Annotated in this window: 18 protein-coding genes; 6 read left to right on the forward strand and 12 right to left on the reverse strand. The window is 37.2% G+C overall.

The window, feature by feature from the left end; all coding sequences use genetic code 11:
* Positions 1 to 13 precede the first annotated feature (13 nt).
* The 7 genes from CYTFE_RS0111765 to tssD form a co-directional block, all read right to left on the reverse strand.
* Complete coding sequence (locus tag CYTFE_RS0111765; RefSeq protein ID WP_027471948.1) at positions 14 to 409, reverse strand: pyridoxamine 5'-phosphate oxidase family protein; 396 nt, start codon at positions 407 to 409, stop codon at positions 14 to 16.
* Between the two features lie 160 nt (positions 410 to 569).
* Positions 570 to 1,121 (reverse strand): hypothetical protein, encoded by a 552-nt coding sequence (locus tag CYTFE_RS0111770; protein WP_027471949.1) that lies wholly within the window; start codon positions 1,119 to 1,121, stop codon positions 570 to 572.
* Positions 1,118 to 1,288: a hypothetical protein gene (locus CYTFE_RS0111775; protein ID WP_154665661.1), complete on the reverse strand. Its 171-nt coding sequence runs from the start codon at positions 1,286 to 1,288 to the stop codon at positions 1,118 to 1,120. The genes CYTFE_RS0111770 and CYTFE_RS0111775 overlap by 4 nt, the downstream gene beginning before the upstream one ends.
* 11 nt (positions 1,289 to 1,299) lie before the next feature.
* Positions 1,300 to 1,851, reverse strand: a complete 552-nt coding sequence (locus CYTFE_RS0111780; protein WP_027471951.1) for a hypothetical protein — start codon at positions 1,849 to 1,851, stop codon at positions 1,300 to 1,302.
* Positions 1,848 to 2,810, reverse strand: a complete 963-nt coding sequence (locus CYTFE_RS0111785) for a LysM peptidoglycan-binding domain-containing protein (protein ID WP_027471952.1) — start codon at positions 2,808 to 2,810, stop codon at positions 1,848 to 1,850. Before CYTFE_RS0111785 ends, CYTFE_RS0111780 begins: the two co-directional genes overlap by 4 nt.
* Positions 2,794 to 2,922 carry a hypothetical protein gene (locus CYTFE_RS31510; protein WP_262504885.1) on the reverse strand — a complete coding sequence of 43 codons (129 nt, stop codon included), beginning with the start codon at positions 2,920 to 2,922 and terminating at the stop codon, positions 2,794 to 2,796. Before CYTFE_RS31510 ends, CYTFE_RS0111785 begins: the two co-directional genes overlap by 17 nt.
* A 3-nt stretch (positions 2,923 to 2,925) precedes the next feature.
* Positions 2,926 to 3,132: a type VI secretion system tube protein TssD gene (gene tssD, locus CYTFE_RS28725; protein WP_154665662.1), complete on the reverse strand. Its 207-nt coding sequence runs from the start codon at positions 3,130 to 3,132 to the stop codon at positions 2,926 to 2,928.
* Positions 3,133 to 3,846: 714 nt separating this feature from the next.
* On the opposite strand from tssD, the gene CYTFE_RS29990 reads away from it, so the two are divergent.
* From CYTFE_RS29990 to CYTFE_RS0111810, 4 genes are all read left to right on the forward strand, one after another.
* Complete coding sequence (locus CYTFE_RS29990) at positions 3,847 to 4,191, forward strand: hypothetical protein (protein WP_027471953.1); 345 nt, start codon at positions 3,847 to 3,849, stop codon at positions 4,189 to 4,191.
* Between the two features lie 63 nt (positions 4,192 to 4,254).
* Positions 4,255 to 5,031, forward strand: coding sequence for a hypothetical protein (locus tag CYTFE_RS0111800; RefSeq protein ID WP_027471954.1), 777 nt, complete (start codon positions 4,255 to 4,257; stop codon positions 5,029 to 5,031).
* Between the two features lie 18 nt (positions 5,032 to 5,049).
* Positions 5,050 to 5,271, forward strand: a complete 222-nt coding sequence (locus CYTFE_RS0111805; protein WP_152541727.1) for a hypothetical protein — start codon at positions 5,050 to 5,052, stop codon at positions 5,269 to 5,271.
* Positions 5,268 to 6,017 carry an L-threonylcarbamoyladenylate synthase gene (locus CYTFE_RS0111810; RefSeq protein WP_244880322.1) on the forward strand — a complete coding sequence of 250 codons (750 nt, stop codon included), beginning with the start codon at positions 5,268 to 5,270 and terminating at the stop codon, positions 6,015 to 6,017. Before CYTFE_RS0111805 ends, CYTFE_RS0111810 begins: the two co-directional genes overlap by 4 nt.
* Before the next feature lie 3 nt (positions 6,018 to 6,020).
* Here CYTFE_RS0111810 and CYTFE_RS28730 read toward each other — a convergent pair whose 3' ends face one another.
* On the reverse strand, positions 6,021 to 6,644 hold the full coding sequence (locus tag CYTFE_RS28730; RefSeq protein WP_161636246.1) for a phosphoglycerate mutase family protein: 624 nt from the start codon (positions 6,642 to 6,644) through the stop codon (positions 6,021 to 6,023).
* 60 nt (positions 6,645 to 6,704) lie between these two features.
* The gene (locus CYTFE_RS26265) at positions 6,705 to 7,421 is read right to left on the reverse strand and encodes an XRE family transcriptional regulator (RefSeq protein ID WP_044212626.1); all 717 of its coding nucleotides are present in this window, start codon (positions 7,419 to 7,421) and stop codon (positions 6,705 to 6,707) included.
* Between the two features lie 126 nt (positions 7,422 to 7,547).
* Between CYTFE_RS26265 and dinB the strand changes: the two genes are divergently transcribed.
* Both dinB and CYTFE_RS0111830 read left to right on the forward strand, forming a co-directional pair.
* A complete protein-coding gene (gene dinB / locus CYTFE_RS0111825) occupies positions 7,548 to 8,771 on the forward strand; it encodes a DNA polymerase IV (RefSeq protein WP_027471957.1) in 1,224 nt (407 codons plus the stop codon).
* A gap of 8 nt (positions 8,772 to 8,779) precedes the next feature.
* Positions 8,780 to 11,722: a DNA polymerase III subunit alpha gene (locus CYTFE_RS0111830; RefSeq protein WP_027471958.1), complete on the forward strand. Its 2,943-nt coding sequence runs from the start codon at positions 8,780 to 8,782 to the stop codon at positions 11,720 to 11,722.
* Between the two features lie 174 nt (positions 11,723 to 11,896).
* Here the strand turns inward: CYTFE_RS0111830 and CYTFE_RS0111835 are convergent, their stop codons facing one another.
* The 3 genes from CYTFE_RS0111835 to CYTFE_RS0111845 form a co-directional block, all read right to left on the reverse strand.
* Positions 11,897 to 14,263, reverse strand: a complete 2,367-nt coding sequence (locus CYTFE_RS0111835) for a TonB-dependent receptor (protein ID WP_027471959.1) — start codon at positions 14,261 to 14,263, stop codon at positions 11,897 to 11,899.
* A gap of 549 nt (positions 14,264 to 14,812) precedes the next feature.
* Complete coding sequence (locus CYTFE_RS0111840; protein WP_044212624.1) at positions 14,813 to 15,181, reverse strand: hypothetical protein; 369 nt, start codon at positions 15,179 to 15,181, stop codon at positions 14,813 to 14,815.
* A gap of 185 nt (positions 15,182 to 15,366) precedes the next feature.
* Positions 15,367 to 16,242 carry a phosphatidylserine decarboxylase gene (locus CYTFE_RS0111845; protein ID WP_052343164.1) on the reverse strand — a complete coding sequence of 292 codons (876 nt, stop codon included), beginning with the start codon at positions 16,240 to 16,242 and terminating at the stop codon, positions 15,367 to 15,369.
* Positions 16,243 to 16,253: the final 11 nt, after the last annotated feature.

A 16,253-nucleotide genomic window follows, 5' to 3' on the forward strand; every position in this document is an offset into this window, starting at 1 on the left:
TCAGTTGATCAGTTTATGCAATCTTTTTCCCTGCAGTGGAACCTGCACTTTGGTCATACACTTCTAAAGGTTCAAATAACCAAACTCCCTTGCAAGGCAATCCTAATTTTTCAAGTTCCTTTTTCATTGTTTCAAAAAGAGAACCTTCTGTTTGGTGATCTTTTACCTTTCCAATTACCTGATACGACTCCATATCTTTAACTACTAATACTGCAACATTGGGGTTGTTTTTAAAGTTTTTAGCTGTTGTGTGCATCATAACTTCCGCAGCACAAATCAAATCAGGCTGTGGTGCCATAGTACTCCCAATAACAACTGTATGAGGAATCCCTGTCGTTGAAACTGATGTTAATACCTTAGTTGCTTCCTGACTATTTAAAAGTTTGATTACTTTTTCTGGTATGTTCATAATTTTTAAGAGTTAAATTTATTTTTAAAAACAACACAAAGTTAAATACTAAAATGGTTACTTTTGTGAAAATATTAATAATGTAACTAGTAACTTAAATGTAACTTAACATGTCTTGTACAAAATGTTCTGGAAAGGGAGATTGCGATTCCTTTTTTCATTAATGGTTCGCAAAAACCATTGCCCATCCCCCAAAAATAAATGCGCCTATTACAAAAACAAAAGTTACGAGCTTATATACAAAACGTTGCCATCCCTTTATTTTATCAAACTCTTTAAAGTATTTTTTATAAGCCTTTTTTTCGAAGGTAACAAAGTGAGTTATAATAGCAGCTATACCACCAAATCCTAGCATCACAGCCAAATCATAGCTATTAAAAAACACTAACAAACCTTTAAAATAATGCGCAACTACAAGATAAATCCCCAAAAAATAACAACCAGATGAACTAACATAAAGGCCATTAGCAAACTGAGTATTATATCCAATTTCTTTATCATTATTGAAATAATCCATAGCTTTCATTCCTTCTTTTTCTGCATTCTCTACACTGCCATATAGCCTTATAAGCCGTTTTCGAACTATAGGAATTTTTAACGCTAACCACTTAAAAGGGGAAAGAATAAAGTAAATAAATTTATCACTCCCCCCTCCAACAAATGCCATAAAGCGCCATAAGAAATAGTATATAATATTCAAAAATCTTTTCATGGTTGTATCAATTTTGTTTCGGGTGGTACGATTATATCATAGGCCGACTCGGCACTGTTTTCCATCACGGTACCAACAACCAAAGCACCTATCAGCCCCCCTACAAAAGACCCAATTATGGCACCCGGTATTGAACCAACACCCGCAATCCAGACTCCTATAGCCATTCCTTTTTTCATTAATGGTTCGCAAAAACCATTGCCCATCCCCCAAAAATAAATGCACCTATTACAAAAACAAAAGTTACGAGCTTATATACAAAGCGTTGCCATCCCTTTATTTTATCAAACTCTTTAAAGTATTTTTTATAAGCCTTTTTTTCGAAGGTAATAAAGTGAGTTATAATAGCAGCTATACCGAAGAATCCTAAAATAACAGCTAGAGTATAGCTATCAAAAAACACTAACAAACCTTTAAAATAATGCGCAACTACAAGATAAATCCCTATCAAATAAAAACCAGATGAACTAACATAAAGGCCATTAGCACATTGGGTATTAAGTCCAATATCTTTATCATTATTGAAATAATCCATAGCTTTCATTCCTTCTTTTTCTGCATTCTCTACACTGCCATATAGCCTTATAAGCCGTTTTCGAACTATAGGAATTTTTAACGCTAACCACTTAAAAGGGGAAAGAATAAAGTAAATAAATTTATCACTCCCCCCTCCAACAACTGCCATAAAGCGCCATAAGAAATAGTATATAATATTCAAAAATATTTTCATGGTTGTATCAATTTTGTTTCGGGTGGTACGATTATATCATAGGCCGACTCGGCACTATTTTCCATCACGGTACCAACAACCAAAGCACCTATTAACCCCCCTACAAAAGCCCCAATTATGGCACCTGGTATTGAACCAACACCCCCAATCCAGACTCCTATAGCCATTCCTGCTGCTGCTCCCATCTTTGCCCCCATAAATGCTCCACCAATCGATGCAACACCACCTACAAATTGTTTTTGTGCATTGTGACCAAAATTACCTCCGTCCTGTTCATATCCTCCATAAACTTCCTTTGCCTCTAAACCTACTGCAATCCATGGTGTTACTTTTTTTACTGCAGTCCCAATTCCTTTAAGTCCATAGGTTTTTACATATTGGTTGCCTCTAAAGGCACGTCCGCTTGGTTTTTCCCAATATATTTTTCGATTATTACCAATGGTGGAGTTTCTTGCATTATCTTTTAATGATCCGGCTAATGCATCAACAGCTGAGTTTACATAATTTAATCCTTCGAAAATATCCTCGCTTGATAGCGGTTTATAAACAGCCTCATTGTTTGCTAGAGGTTCAAAGTCTGCTAAATTAACCATACTGCTAGCTTGATAGCCATATTGCAGATTGGTTTTTACAGTTATTACATCGCCAGGGTAAATAAGGTTAGGGTTTTTTATATTATTTTCGTTTACTATTTGCTCAACCTTTACACCTAACTTATTGGCTATTACTGATAAATTATCCCCTTTTTTTACAGTATGCGAAACTTCTGAAATATTAATATTTACTGTTTTTTTGTAGTAAAGTACATTGTCATGTTGGTATTGATCCTCAATAATATCCATTCGGTCAATAAATATCATTGTGCCAAATCCATCATCTACATAACCACCATATGACACATTAAAATCTATAAGCTGCTTAAGTCGTGCAGAATCAATTGTATCAGGTTTCTGTTCCATAGCTTAAATGCAGTCCTACGCAAGCAGCATCTTTAAAAAATAGTTTTTTTAAGGGTATATCATTGGCATCGTACAAAACAAGCGCCCCATTTAAGTAGCTTGCTCTATTCATTGCCTAATTAAGTGTTTCCTGTGAGGGTAAACTTTCATAAGTAAGTGAAATGTCGCTTACCTTTACTCCTGTTTGGGCTTGCCCTTTTTCATCAATACCTTGATAAAATGAATAATCGCAGCTTATTAATTCACTAGCATTAATATTTAGAGCTGATACACTAGCATCGCTTAGCTCTCCCATTTTTAAAAACCATCTGTGTCCGTGCATAAAAATAAATAAGTTTAGGTTAGTATTCTAATTATTTAGTTTTGCAAATTATAAAAATAAATATCAAATAATAAATTATTCTGTTAATTATTTTCCGATGATTTAATTATTGTCATTGTAAATGCCGGAATCTACAATAAACACACGGACATATTGTTTATCAATAAGTTGAACTACAATATCTATCGAAATTTGTAGCACTAATGGCTCACAATAATATTTACTCCCAAGGTCAGCTCCATAAAATTAACTTGAATACACTACACCTATGTTATATTGAAGATAATTTGTATTTTTGAACCTTATCAACAACTTCGGGTGAGCATGTACTGCCAACACAAGCAGATCACATGTGTGAGGAGATGCAAGATGGCAGATGGACACCAGGCTGTTTTCAAGACTCTAATAATTACGGTTATATAAATTGGTGGAAGACTAAACATGAAAATGCCTTACAACTAGACAAAAGTGAAGAAAAAAAACTGGAAGTTTTTTGTTGTTTACATGATCCACTGGGATGTGCAGATGAACTTGATAAAGATTTAAAAAACTATTGGGACGAAATGAACGCCATAATATTGGCATTGCACTCCGGAATTGACGCAAAAGATGTTAAAAATAAGGTAATCAAAGGTGGCAAAAACATTCATGATTTAATTGAAGATAAAAATAAGGCTTTGCAAATCGAAGGATTAATAAAGTCTGCCACGTCAGGTGTTTTTAGAACAAGTTGTAAAAAAACGAGGAGCAAAAGCAATGTTGAATGCAGCAAGCCCAGAAATAGCAGGTCAAATAGGAGAAAGGGTATTAAAAAGAGCAAAGTTATTCGGTGGAATTGGGGCTATTTTAGGCGGAATCGCTGACATTACAAATTCGTTTACCGAGTTTGACGAAAAAGACACCGATACCGACTTATTGATGTTGGGAGCCGGGATGGCTGGAATTGTTTCGGGTTTATCGGCTTTAATGTCTGCCGAAATTATCGTTGCCATCCCTTTGATTGCTAACCCAATCACAGGAACCATTTCATTTGTTGTAGTTATTGCATTTACAATTTGAACCCTATTTACTCAGGATGATCCTTTAAAAAGACACCTCGTAAACTGCCTTTTTGATGCAAATATGGTAAATGGGTGGGAAAAATTATGGGGTGTAAAAGTCAGCAAAGCAATAAATGAAATAAATGCATCAACAAGTTCAAACATACGTACCAATCTTTATTACCAAAACCGGGCAATTTTAGCTGCCGAAGGATTTGAACAATGGGCTGACTATACTAAGTTTTACATAGATACTGTTGATTTATTAAATTGCACTTATGCGAAAGCAACCCGAAAACAACAAGTTTTTATAGAACAAAATAAAAACTTTATTGTACCTGCTTATAGTTTTTACCAACAAATTGATTTAGAAATTATCATCGGTCAATATTATGTAGATGTTACAAAAATAAACTTCCATGCCGAATTGTACCCCTATGGTAATTTTACACAGGAGACCAACGATCCGATAACTATTGTTGGCATTCCACCCACAATATACAGTCAATGTCCTTTTAGCTACGTGCTAAAAATAAATCCTCCAAATAAGTTTATACCACTGAGTTATAAAGATTATAAATATAGTAAAGCATTTATTTTATTCTATTATAACATTGATACCTATGGAAATGCAAAACATATAGTTCCACCTTCTCAATTATCAAGTAATGAAGAACGTTATGTTGCAACACTTATTCCTCTTTGCTTACATACAACATCACAAACAGGAATGGATGAAGCAAACCGATTTCTAGTGAAAAAGAAAATTGGTATGCTTCGTGAAATAAAGTCTATGAATTTTTGGAAGGATGCTTATACCATTGTTCTCCCTGAAAATGCAACTTCTTCAAATAGCTAGTGTTTAATAATGAGAAATATGAAATACAAATCACACCAAGGTAAAATACATCATCCCAGTAGATATACCAAAATACCCTATGATTTAGCAGATTTAGAAAGGGTTATTGTGCAAATGCCCAAAGAAACATGTATTCGAACTCCGGATCTAACAGAAGAAAATAATTACAATCCTGTTTTAAAAAGAAAGTTATTTAAAGAGGTAAATGAAAAAAGGATGGCAAACATATTTTGGTATTGAAAGATAGCGAAACGATTAGGAGCATCCATGAAGATTTTATTTTATTCCATTCCCGTTCGCATCCCTGCACATTCTCCTACTTTATCACTGTTTTTTTAACAAAAAAATTTACTTTTGATGTAAAAAAAGATATGTTCTTAAAAATTTATGAAGAAAACCCCAACCCTAAAGACATTAGGGAAGTGGTGGTTGAGCTACGCAAAGGTGCGGTGGTTATTTACCCTACCGACACCATATATGGTATTGGCTGCGATATCAACAATGCCAAAGCAGTAGAACGGGTTGCACGCATCAAAAACATGAACCTCAAAAAAGAACACCTTTCGTTTATCTGTCATGACCTAAGCCAGATATCTGAATATACCAAAAGTCTGGATAATGCCACCTTTAAAATGATGAAAAGAAATTTACCCGGCCCATTCACCTTTATCGTAAATGCCAATTCCAATGTACCCAAACTCTTTAAAAACAACAAAAAGACAGTAGGTATACGAATTCCCGACAACAATATCATTCGTGATTTGGTCAAAGAACTAGGACATCCCATATTGAGCACTTCAGTACTCGATGAAGACGAGATAATAGAATACACCACCGATCCTGAATTGATACATGAAAAATACCATAATCAGGTAGACATTGTCATAGATGGCGGCTATGGAGACAACTCCCCCTCTACGGTGGTAGACTGTACCCAAGGCGGCTTTGACATTATCAGGGAAGGAAAAGGCGAATTAGAATATTAATACTTACTTTTTAAAGACTGTAGCTCCCAAGTTAACTTTCCCCTTATTGAGGGTTCTAAGCCAGCCTCTTTTTTCCAATTCTTTGGCTATATTACGATTCAAAAACCCATGCGTCACTAAGACCACCTGCGGATTACCTTCACTCTTATGTTCGATGAAATCCACCACTTTCAAAGTTCTTTCTTTGGCTTCGGAGTACGATTCCACCCCCTCTTTTTTTAAGCCCATCAGCCATAAGGCCCTCGAAATGCTGGTCCACCCTTTATACGGGAGCCATAAAGGCCAGCGAATCACATGCAACTGATATTCGTTTAACAAAGGCAAGGCGACATATATAACAGAATCACCCCACAGGAGATAAGCTGTTTCTTGGGTGCGCGCAAGGGCACTGGTGTAGACGGTATCTGAAATGATAACTGGCAATTGTTTTTTTACCGCTGTGGCACTAAAACTATGGATGGGAGAAACATCATATTTTTCACGATATTCCGCAGCCTTTCGAGCTCGGATCCAACCCTTGGCATCCATATTTACTTTGGCATGTCGTATCAGCACAACCTCTTGACCATCCATTTTACTCCAACAGCAAAAAAACAATAGCAGGCTTAATAAATATACAGGATTCAAAACTTGTGTATTTTATAAAATGCCAAATATACTTAAACTAAAGTTATAAAACAGAATCTATTACTCTCCTCCTATTTCAAACCTGTTATAGGTCTCAAATTTCCACACCTCTACTACCTTTTTCACAGGAAACTCATAAGGTTTATAATCACGATTGGTAGACACTAACAAGAAAGTTCTATTTTGATCCAATTGTTTATATACCAACTTAAATACAACCCCCTCATCTTGTGTCACAATAATACAAGGTGTACCTTCCCTAATATTAGTCCAGTCCTGAACATACGAACAAGTCACCCATGAACCTTCCGGCACCGGCAACATGGAATCTCCTTGAATTTGGAAGGTCCGGTAGGTTTTATCCTTAGGCAGGAAGGGCAATGAAAACTTATCCAACGAACCAATAAAATCCAGATCACCATAGCTACTCGTGTAACCGGCCTGTGCTTTCACTGGAACCATCTCAATATTTTCTTTACCTTCGCTATTGACCGAGATGGTGAGCAAACGCAGTTTCTTTCCCGTTACATCAATGTCAAAGCCATCTTCTATCTGCGAAAGCTGAAACTCAGACAAAGCCTGTATATCATACCTTACCAAAGCATCTATCGACAGATTAAAAAATTCAGCAAACTTAATCAACACCCTAAATGGTGGTTGAATATTTTTTTCATACCCTGCCAGGGTAGTTCGGGTAAGCCCCAATTGAGCAGCTAAATCGGCTTGCGACAATCTTCGTCGCTTGCGTAAAAATTTTATATTCTCAGGAAAATACATAAAACTAAGTACAAAGTTAAACCCGGATTCTAAGCCGAGACACAATAAGCAATCCACTTTCTTCTTTCAAATGTAATAAGTTTTGACTAATTTATCATCGCAATAATGACGAAATAATCGACAATCGTGAGAAAAACTATTTTACATTTGGATTTGGACACATTCTTTGTGTCGTGCGAAAGATTGTTGGACAGCAGATTAAACAATCGGCCGGTACTCATTGGGGGAACTTCAGACAGGGGTGTGGTTGCTGCCTGTAGTTACGAAGCGCGCAGTTATGGCATTCATTCGGCCATGCCCATGAAGATGGCTCGTATGCTATGCCCTGATGCAGTAGTCATCAGAGGAAACAGCGGCATATACAGTAAATTCTCGGATATGGTAACGGACATCATTCGTGAAGAATCACCTCTTTTTGAGAAATCATCTATTGATGAGTTTTATGTGGACATCACTGGTATGGACCGGTTTATACAAACCAGTTATCTCTGGTCGCAGGAACTCCGCAAAAAGATTTTGAAAGAAACACATCTGCCCATTTCATTTGGATTATCTACCAGTAAAACCGTTTCTAAGGTTGGAACAGGAGAGGCCAAACCCAACAACCACATACAAATTTTGGAGGGAAACGAAAAATCTTTTCTAGCTCCCCTATCTATCAAAAAAATACCAATGGTGGGCGATAAAACTTACCATAAGTTACGCAGTCTGGGAATTGAAAAAGTTAAAACAGTACAAGATATGCCCATAGAATTAATGGAGCGTGTACTTGGAAAAAACGGAATCATTATCTGGAAAAAATCACAAGGCATCGATAACACACCCGTTATTGCCTGGCACGAACGAAAATCCATCTCTTCCGAGCGTACTTTTGAAAAAGACACCACCGATGTGGTCAAGCTACGCAGTATCTTGGTGGCCATGGCCGAAAACCTGGCCTATCAACTACGCAATGGAAACAAACTGACTGCATGCATCACACTTAAGATAAGATATTCTGATTTTCAGACCTATACCAAACAACGACGGGTTTCATACACCTCGCTCGACCACACCATCATTAATACAGTACTTGATTTATTTGAAAAAACATACAACCGCCGCATATTGATTCGCCTAATAGGCATAAAACTAAGCCATCTAATTGGAGGCAGTTACCAGATCAGACTATTTGAGGATTCTGAAAAAATCATCAAACTATATCAAGCAATGGACAGCGTACGCAATAAGTATGGTAAAAATGCCTTACAACGAGCCATAGGCATGGAGGTAAAAAGCATAGGCAATGAAACCAATCCATTTAACGGTCAAAAACCAATACTACCCATTACCATAGGAAACAAACATTAAAATAAAAGATGCTATTAAACTGTCATTCATATTATAGCTTTAAATATGGAACCCTCTCTGTGGAGGAACTTTTAACAGAAGCTTCTTCGGGAGGACATAACTCCATCGCATTAACCGACATCAACAACACCGCCGTTAGTCTTGATTTTGTACGACAGGCGAAAGAACACAATATACGACCTATTGTTGGTGCAGACATTCGCAATGGTGTTCAACAGCAGTTTGTAGCCATCGCTAAAAACACCCATGGTTTCAGTGAAATAAATGAGTTTCTAAACCTCCACAAACATAACAACTTACAATTCAAACCCCAAGCACCCGATTATTTCCAAAACACATTTATAATATATCCTTTCCAATCACAACTCAGAGAACTAGAAGACTACGAATACATCGGTATTACACCACAAGACTTAAGAAATCTACCCTTCACCCCATGGAAAAAGCATCTGGACAAATTGGTGATACAACAAACAGCTACCTTTCGTAACAAACGTGATTACAATATTCACCGTTTACTTAGAGCCATCGATAAAAACACGCTATTAAGCAAGCTCAGCAAAGAAGAACAAGCCAGCTTCAACGACCAATATAAAAGCCATGACAAATTGCTTTCCATCTACGAGAATTATCCACCCATCATCGCCAACACCCAAAAACTGTTGGATACATGTAACATGGAGTTTACTTTTAAAACGAATAAAAACAAAAAAGTATTCACCAACTCCAAAGAAGAAGACTTTCAGTACCTCAAAGCCCAAGCTTACAAAGGACTAAAATATAGATACGATAAAGTCAGTGATAAGGTATTAGTCCGTTTAGAAAAAGAACTAAGTGTCATCAAGGAACTGGATTTTTGTGCTTATTTTCTTATTAACTGGGACTTGGTTCAATATGCCCTCAGTAAAGGATATTATCACGTAGGGCGAGGAAGTGGAGCCAACAGCCTGACCGCCTATCTATTACGCATCACCAACGTTGATCCCGTAGAGCTTGACTTATATTTCGAACGTTTTATCAACACCCATCGGAGCTCGCCTCCCGACTTTGACATCGACTTTTCCTGGACCGACCGAGACGATGTAACACGCTATCTATTTGATAAATACGGATGGGATCACACCGCATTACTGGGTTCTTTCATCACCTTCAACCACAAATCAGCATTTAGAGAGATAGGCAAGGTATTCGGTTTACCAGAAGAAGAGATCACCCGTCTACAAAAGAATCCCAATCCCGACCTGGCTGACGAATACGGCAAATGGGTGATTCGCTACAGTGCATACATTAGCAATTTCCCCAGTCACCCCAGCATCCATTCCAGTGGCATCCTCATCTCAGAAGAACCCATCAGTAATTATTCGGCCACAGAACTACTACCCAAGGGATTCCCATCCACTCAGTTCGACATGTATATAGCCGAAGATATTGGTTTACATAAATTTGACATCTTAAGTCAAAGAGGTCTGGGAAAAATAAAAGACACCCTCAACATCATCAAAGAGAATCATGGGATAGACATTGACATCAACAACACCAAAGTATTTATGGAAGACCCCAAGGTAAAATCTCTGCTAAAAAAAGGACAAGCCATCGGTTGTTTTTATATCGAATCACCCGCCATGCGCATGCTCCTGACCAAGCTCAAGGCCGAAGATTACAAACGTCTGGTAGCCGCCAGTTCCATCATCAGACCGGGAGTAGCACAAAGCGGAATGATGCGTGAATATATCATCCGCTTTCAAAACCCAAACAAACGCACAGAAGCCCAAAATGCCTTGCCAGCCTTGTACGAAATACTGGAAGAAACCTATGGTGTTATGGTATACCAGGAAGATGTAATTAAGGTGGCTCACTACTTTGCAGGTCTGACACTCGACGAGGCAGATATTCTACGCCGCGGCATGTCATGGAAATTCAAACAACGCAACGAATTTGGAAAAGTACGAAACAAATTTTTCACCAACTGTAAAAACAAAGGTTATCCCGACGAGGTGGTTCAGGACATCTGGCGACAAATAGAAAGCTTTGCCAATTATGCCTTTGCCAAAGGTCACTCGGCCAGCTATGCCGTAGAAAGCTTTCAGGCACTTTACCTCAAAGCGTATTACCCCTTGGAATATATGGTGGCCACACTGAATAATGGAGGTGGTTTTTATTCCCCTCAACTATACCTCCACGACGCCGTGATGCATGGAGCTACCATTGAAGTACCCTGCATAAACCAAAGTTTTTGGGAAAACACAATTAAAGGCAACACTATTTTTTTGGGATTTTATTTACTACGAGATCTTGAAAAGGAGATGGTTCGCACACTTTTAAATGAACGAGGGTTAAATGGCTCTTATCTTCACCTGCGCGACTTCGTAAAACGTGTGCCCATCAGTCTGGAACAACTCTCCATACTCATCCGCATTGGAGCCTTTCGTTTTACAGGTATTGGCAAAAAAGAACTACTCTGGGATGCACACTTTTTACTGGGGCACAATAAAAAAACCAAACCCCAACGAACCCTTTTTCAGGCTGAAGTTAAAGAGTTTCAACTCCCTGCGCTCTGGCAACATCGATTAGAAGATGCCTTTGACGAAATGGAGCTACTAGGCTTATCTATCCGTTCACCCTTTGAGCTGGTGCGAGACGAACTACCCTCCTCTTTAAAAGCCTGCCATCTACCACAGCTTATGGGAAAACTTATTCGTATTGTCGGATATCTTATACATAGAAAACCAACCCGTACATCCAATGGAAAAACCATGTTTTTTGGCACCTGGATTGACATTGACGGACATTGGCTGGATACCGTCCACTTCCCTCCAGCTGCACAGATGTATCCATTTAGAGGACCAGGATGCTATGTGATTGAAGGCATAGTAGCCGAAGAATATGGTTTTTGGAGCATCGAAGTCACAAAAATGGAAAGAATGCCCAACTCAAGCCTAGAAAGCAATTGACATTTACAGGAATAATTTTAGGAAACTATTTTTTGAAACTTCTCGAAATAATACAGATCGAATAATATGAACAGGTATTCGTCCCTCCTTATTAAGAACGACGAATTATTATATATCACAAATAAAAAAAAGCAGCCCCAAATTAAGTGACTGCTTTCTATTTCGTTATTTATTCTATAATAAATTACCAAACTTAACCCCAAAGTAAATAGTACGCGGATTAACCGGACCGTAAATATATGCCGGATCACGATTCACACCATGGTCAAAGTCATCCTGATATGAGTTGAATAAATTCTTAACACCCGCAGAGAATTCTATAGAAGCACCATTCAGCTTATATTTATAACTAAGCTTAGTACCAAAATCAAAAAAACTGTCTGACACAACAATACCATTAGCATCCAGACCAGCTTTAGTCTCTTCTCCTTCATAAAGCACATCCATCTCCCCGGTATAGTTTCCGGTATTAGACCAGCAGAAACCTTTCGCAAAATCCCAGTCAATAGTAAAGAAACCATAGTTATTTGGAGTTCTCAGGATGTTTTTGCTCCCCCAATCCTGTTCTTCCTCATACTTACTGGTTTGGATAGTAAATCCTGAAGATAAGTTTACTTTTTCATGCGGGATCAATTTAAATTCCATATTTACCCCTTGCACTTTTGCTCCCGACGAGTTTATACGAGTATAAGTAATCTCTCCTGCTTCGTTGGGATCTCCCAATTCATTAGCAAAAGCATCTTCCAGTTTTGTATAAAACCCTTCAACCAATAAGCCAAAATAAGTGTTCCCCAATTGTTTATTAAAATCCAATGAAGCCATATAACTGTTACTTGTTTCCTGTTTTAAATCCGGATCATTTTTATGAATCACCTTATGAAGACCTGAAGTTTCGATATGTAAATCCTCATCAAATATTTGAGGCGCACGATATCCTTGCGAGTAGCTAACCCTTGCCTGTAGAGCCTTTGTTACATTATACATAAAACTTAAACGCGGACTAAAAACATTTCCCGATTTATCTTCTCCTTCATTCTCTTTATCTTCAATATAATAATGGTCATAACGAGCACCAACCGACATCTTCAGTCTATTTATTTTTACATCATATTGAGCAAAGACACCCGTAGTAATTGAAGATTGATCAGCCACAATGGTATTTTCTGTATGAGTTGTTTCAATCTCACCATTCACCACTGCATACTCTGGATAACCTAATTTTTTATCAGTCAAAAAGCCGCTTGTATTTTCAATACCCGCCACTAAAGTAGAACTACTACCCAGTAAAGCTTTGTATTGAACGCCCATATTATACGAATCATCTTTTGAGTTACCATAATCCTGTAATGATTGCTCTGCGCCATAGTAAGAGTCACGATTCAAGAACTGACCAGAAGCATAAATGGATAACAAATCAGCTTCCCGAAAAAACTTCTCATAAGTTACACCTGCAACTGTTAAGTGATGTGTTAAAGCCTCTGCGATATCTCTTTCGTGCAAAGGATAATCTTGCATATTACCCCCGTCACGCTGTTCGTTAATGGCAAAAAAATCAACAGATAACTTATCCCGATATCCAAACCTATGAAAAACCCTTGCTCCCAAGGTCAGGTTTTCTAACGGAGCGAGTTCCGAAAAACTGTCACCGTTGGCATCAAACATCTCTCTTTTACGTTTCAAACCATAAACCGAAACTCCTGATTTATGATCATCAGAAACTATCGATGCATTAAAATTAACAGAATAATCAGAAGCGATATCTCCTGCTCCATCAACTCCAACACCAATACTATTGTAATTAGCCCCCGCCTCGTAGGAATTACGAGTAGGCTCTTTCATAATAACGTTAATAGTACCTGCAATGGCATTACTACCAAAAAGAGCAGAACCACCCCCACGCACAACTTCTACTTTTTCTATCATGTTTGAAGGAATCAATTCTAAGCCATAAACCCCGGCTAATCCACTAAAAATAGGACGGCTATTAATCAGAATTTGAGAATAAGGTCCTTCCATCCCGTTCATACGCACTTGCGAAAAACCGCAATTTTGACAGTTATTCTCCAGACGTAAACCCGGCGAAAAACAAAGACCTTCTCCCAATGTAACCGACTGGGTAGTTCCAAAAAGTTTTGGAGAAATCGTGTTAACAATCACAGCAGCCTCTGTTCTCTTTTGCTCAGCCCTATCGGCAGAAACAACAACCTCTTCCAAGTTCATCACATCTTTTATCAGATCAAATTTCTCCTCTATTGTCTTGCCACTTTGCAATATAACTGTTCGTTCTTCAGATTTGTATCCAACAATACTCACAACGATGGTTTGTTCTCCTACAGGCATATTAATTAACTGAAAATGACCTGTTTCATCAGTCATAGTACCAATAGTAGTACCTTTTATTCCAACAGCTGCAAAAGCAAGATGCTTCCCTTCGCATACAACATGCCCTACAATATTGGCATCGGTTTTCGATTTTTGCGCAAACGTCAATTGCGTAATCAGCAAACATAAGATTACTAGTAATGAATTGTTTAGTTTCATAATAAATGATTATTTTATTTGGGAAATAACTCGATATATGCCAAAAACAAATACGATTCCCACGTGCCCATATTTCTGTTATTCACTAAGATATCGTGCAGGTTGATATAACAATCTGAACAAAAATTAAGACATAAGGAACCTCTATAAACGCTTTATATACATCATAAAATAATATATATAAACAATTTGTTTTTAATACATAACACAATTAAGCACATCCATTTAGTGAGGATAACACATTAGAACTCCATTATTAGAATTAAAGATGCTATCAAGCAAAAGTTGTTGAAATGAGACATAACAATCCTATGCTAAATTACAGCAACAAGTTAACTAACAAGCTGATGAGCAGCAGATTTAATTCGTAATAAATTTGAGCTTATAAGAATTAAATAGTCTTTACAAGAAAACGCCTAACACTGCCTTATTCTCATTTTTGAAACAATCATTTAAATCAGTAAACTCCTTTATTTCAAAAACATCGAAAGCCTTATCTTTGAAGCTTTCATATTAAATACAGAAAAAACAGTCGTTTTCTTGCAGCCACTAAACACAAGGAGGTGCTCTTCCTAATTTGTGGGAAACATATCCAGAGAAGTATTTTTGGATATGATCTTCGGTTTTAACATAAACCTTTGCTACTAAAGCTAAAACAGCAACTACAAAGGCTATAACAAACAGAATATTTAGTTGATTAAAAAAAACATACTCTGAATTCGAGTGCTGGTGTTTTTTTATAGGTTCCGTATCAGAACCTTTATGAAAAGGGCGTGCATGTGAAATAATAGTACCGTTATCCAGTAAATGCGTGTGAGAATAAACAGCTTTGTTAACAATTTGAACAATAAACATAACACACAGCAGCCATGAAATCATGGACAAGAAGCTTTTATGTTTACTAAATCGAATCATCATTCAGGTATTTTCAAATACTACTTTTCATCTTTTCGCCGACAAATCTATTAGATTATTCTCAACATCAAAAAATAGTATTGGTATTTTTTCAATCCCAAGGTAAAAATACCTAAATATGAGGATAGATACCGGGTCAGTATTCACCTAAAAGCTGCATGTTCGCACCTAACAATTGTCTACATACATTATCCACCAATATTTTCGCCCATTTTAACTTCTGTTTCAAGATGATTTTTGGTATTCTCGATCAAGTCAGAATCAATCGTGACTTTCCCTTTTTCAAAAATCAGAACCACCGTAGAACCACCGTAGGCAAAATAACCTTTTTCTTGACCTTTCTGTATATGCGTATGAGGTTCATGCGTTTGAATAATACTACCCACAAGTGCCGCTCCAATCTCAGCCATCAACACATCACCATATTCCTCAGAATTAATAATGGTGTACACCCTTCTGTTTTGACTAAAGATTCGGATATTTTTTTTCATGGCAACAGGCGACACAGAAAAATAACGTCCTTTCAATGATTTGGTCTCAGAAACCCTACCACTAACCGGAAAATGAAAACGATGATAATCGGTTGGAGCCAAACGAACAATATACATAGAACCATCATTATATTTCTTAGCCAGATTCTTATCCTTTAAAAATTCATGCAATTTAAACTCAGAACCTTTAATAAAAAAGCTGGTAATATGGCTAATATCCTGAAAAGCTAAGACCTTCCCGTCAGCTGGAGAAACAAGTCTATCTCCAATAATTCGCTTACCAGGTCGTAGTTTTCTATAAAAAAAGTCATTAAAGCACTTATATCCATTATCACTATAATATTGCGAAAGATCAATTTTATATTTCTCTATAAACTTATTTACCTGATTAACGGACAGTGGACTACTCATAAAATGGCCCACAACAGTAGATGCAAACTTACGCTTCAAGAGCATGTGCAAGGTAAGCTTTCCACTTGGTGTATAGTACAGCCAGTTTAAAACCCCTTTAGCAACGATCATTTCTTTTTTAACTGTCTTAGTGCTTCTTTCTACGTAATTTATTGCGTCCATCGGATATTGAT

It is taken from the genome of Saccharicrinis fermentans DSM 9555 = JCM 21142 (assembly GCF_000517085.1).
Classification (GTDB): domain Bacteria; phylum Bacteroidota; class Bacteroidia; order Bacteroidales; family Marinilabiliaceae; genus Saccharicrinis; species Saccharicrinis fermentans.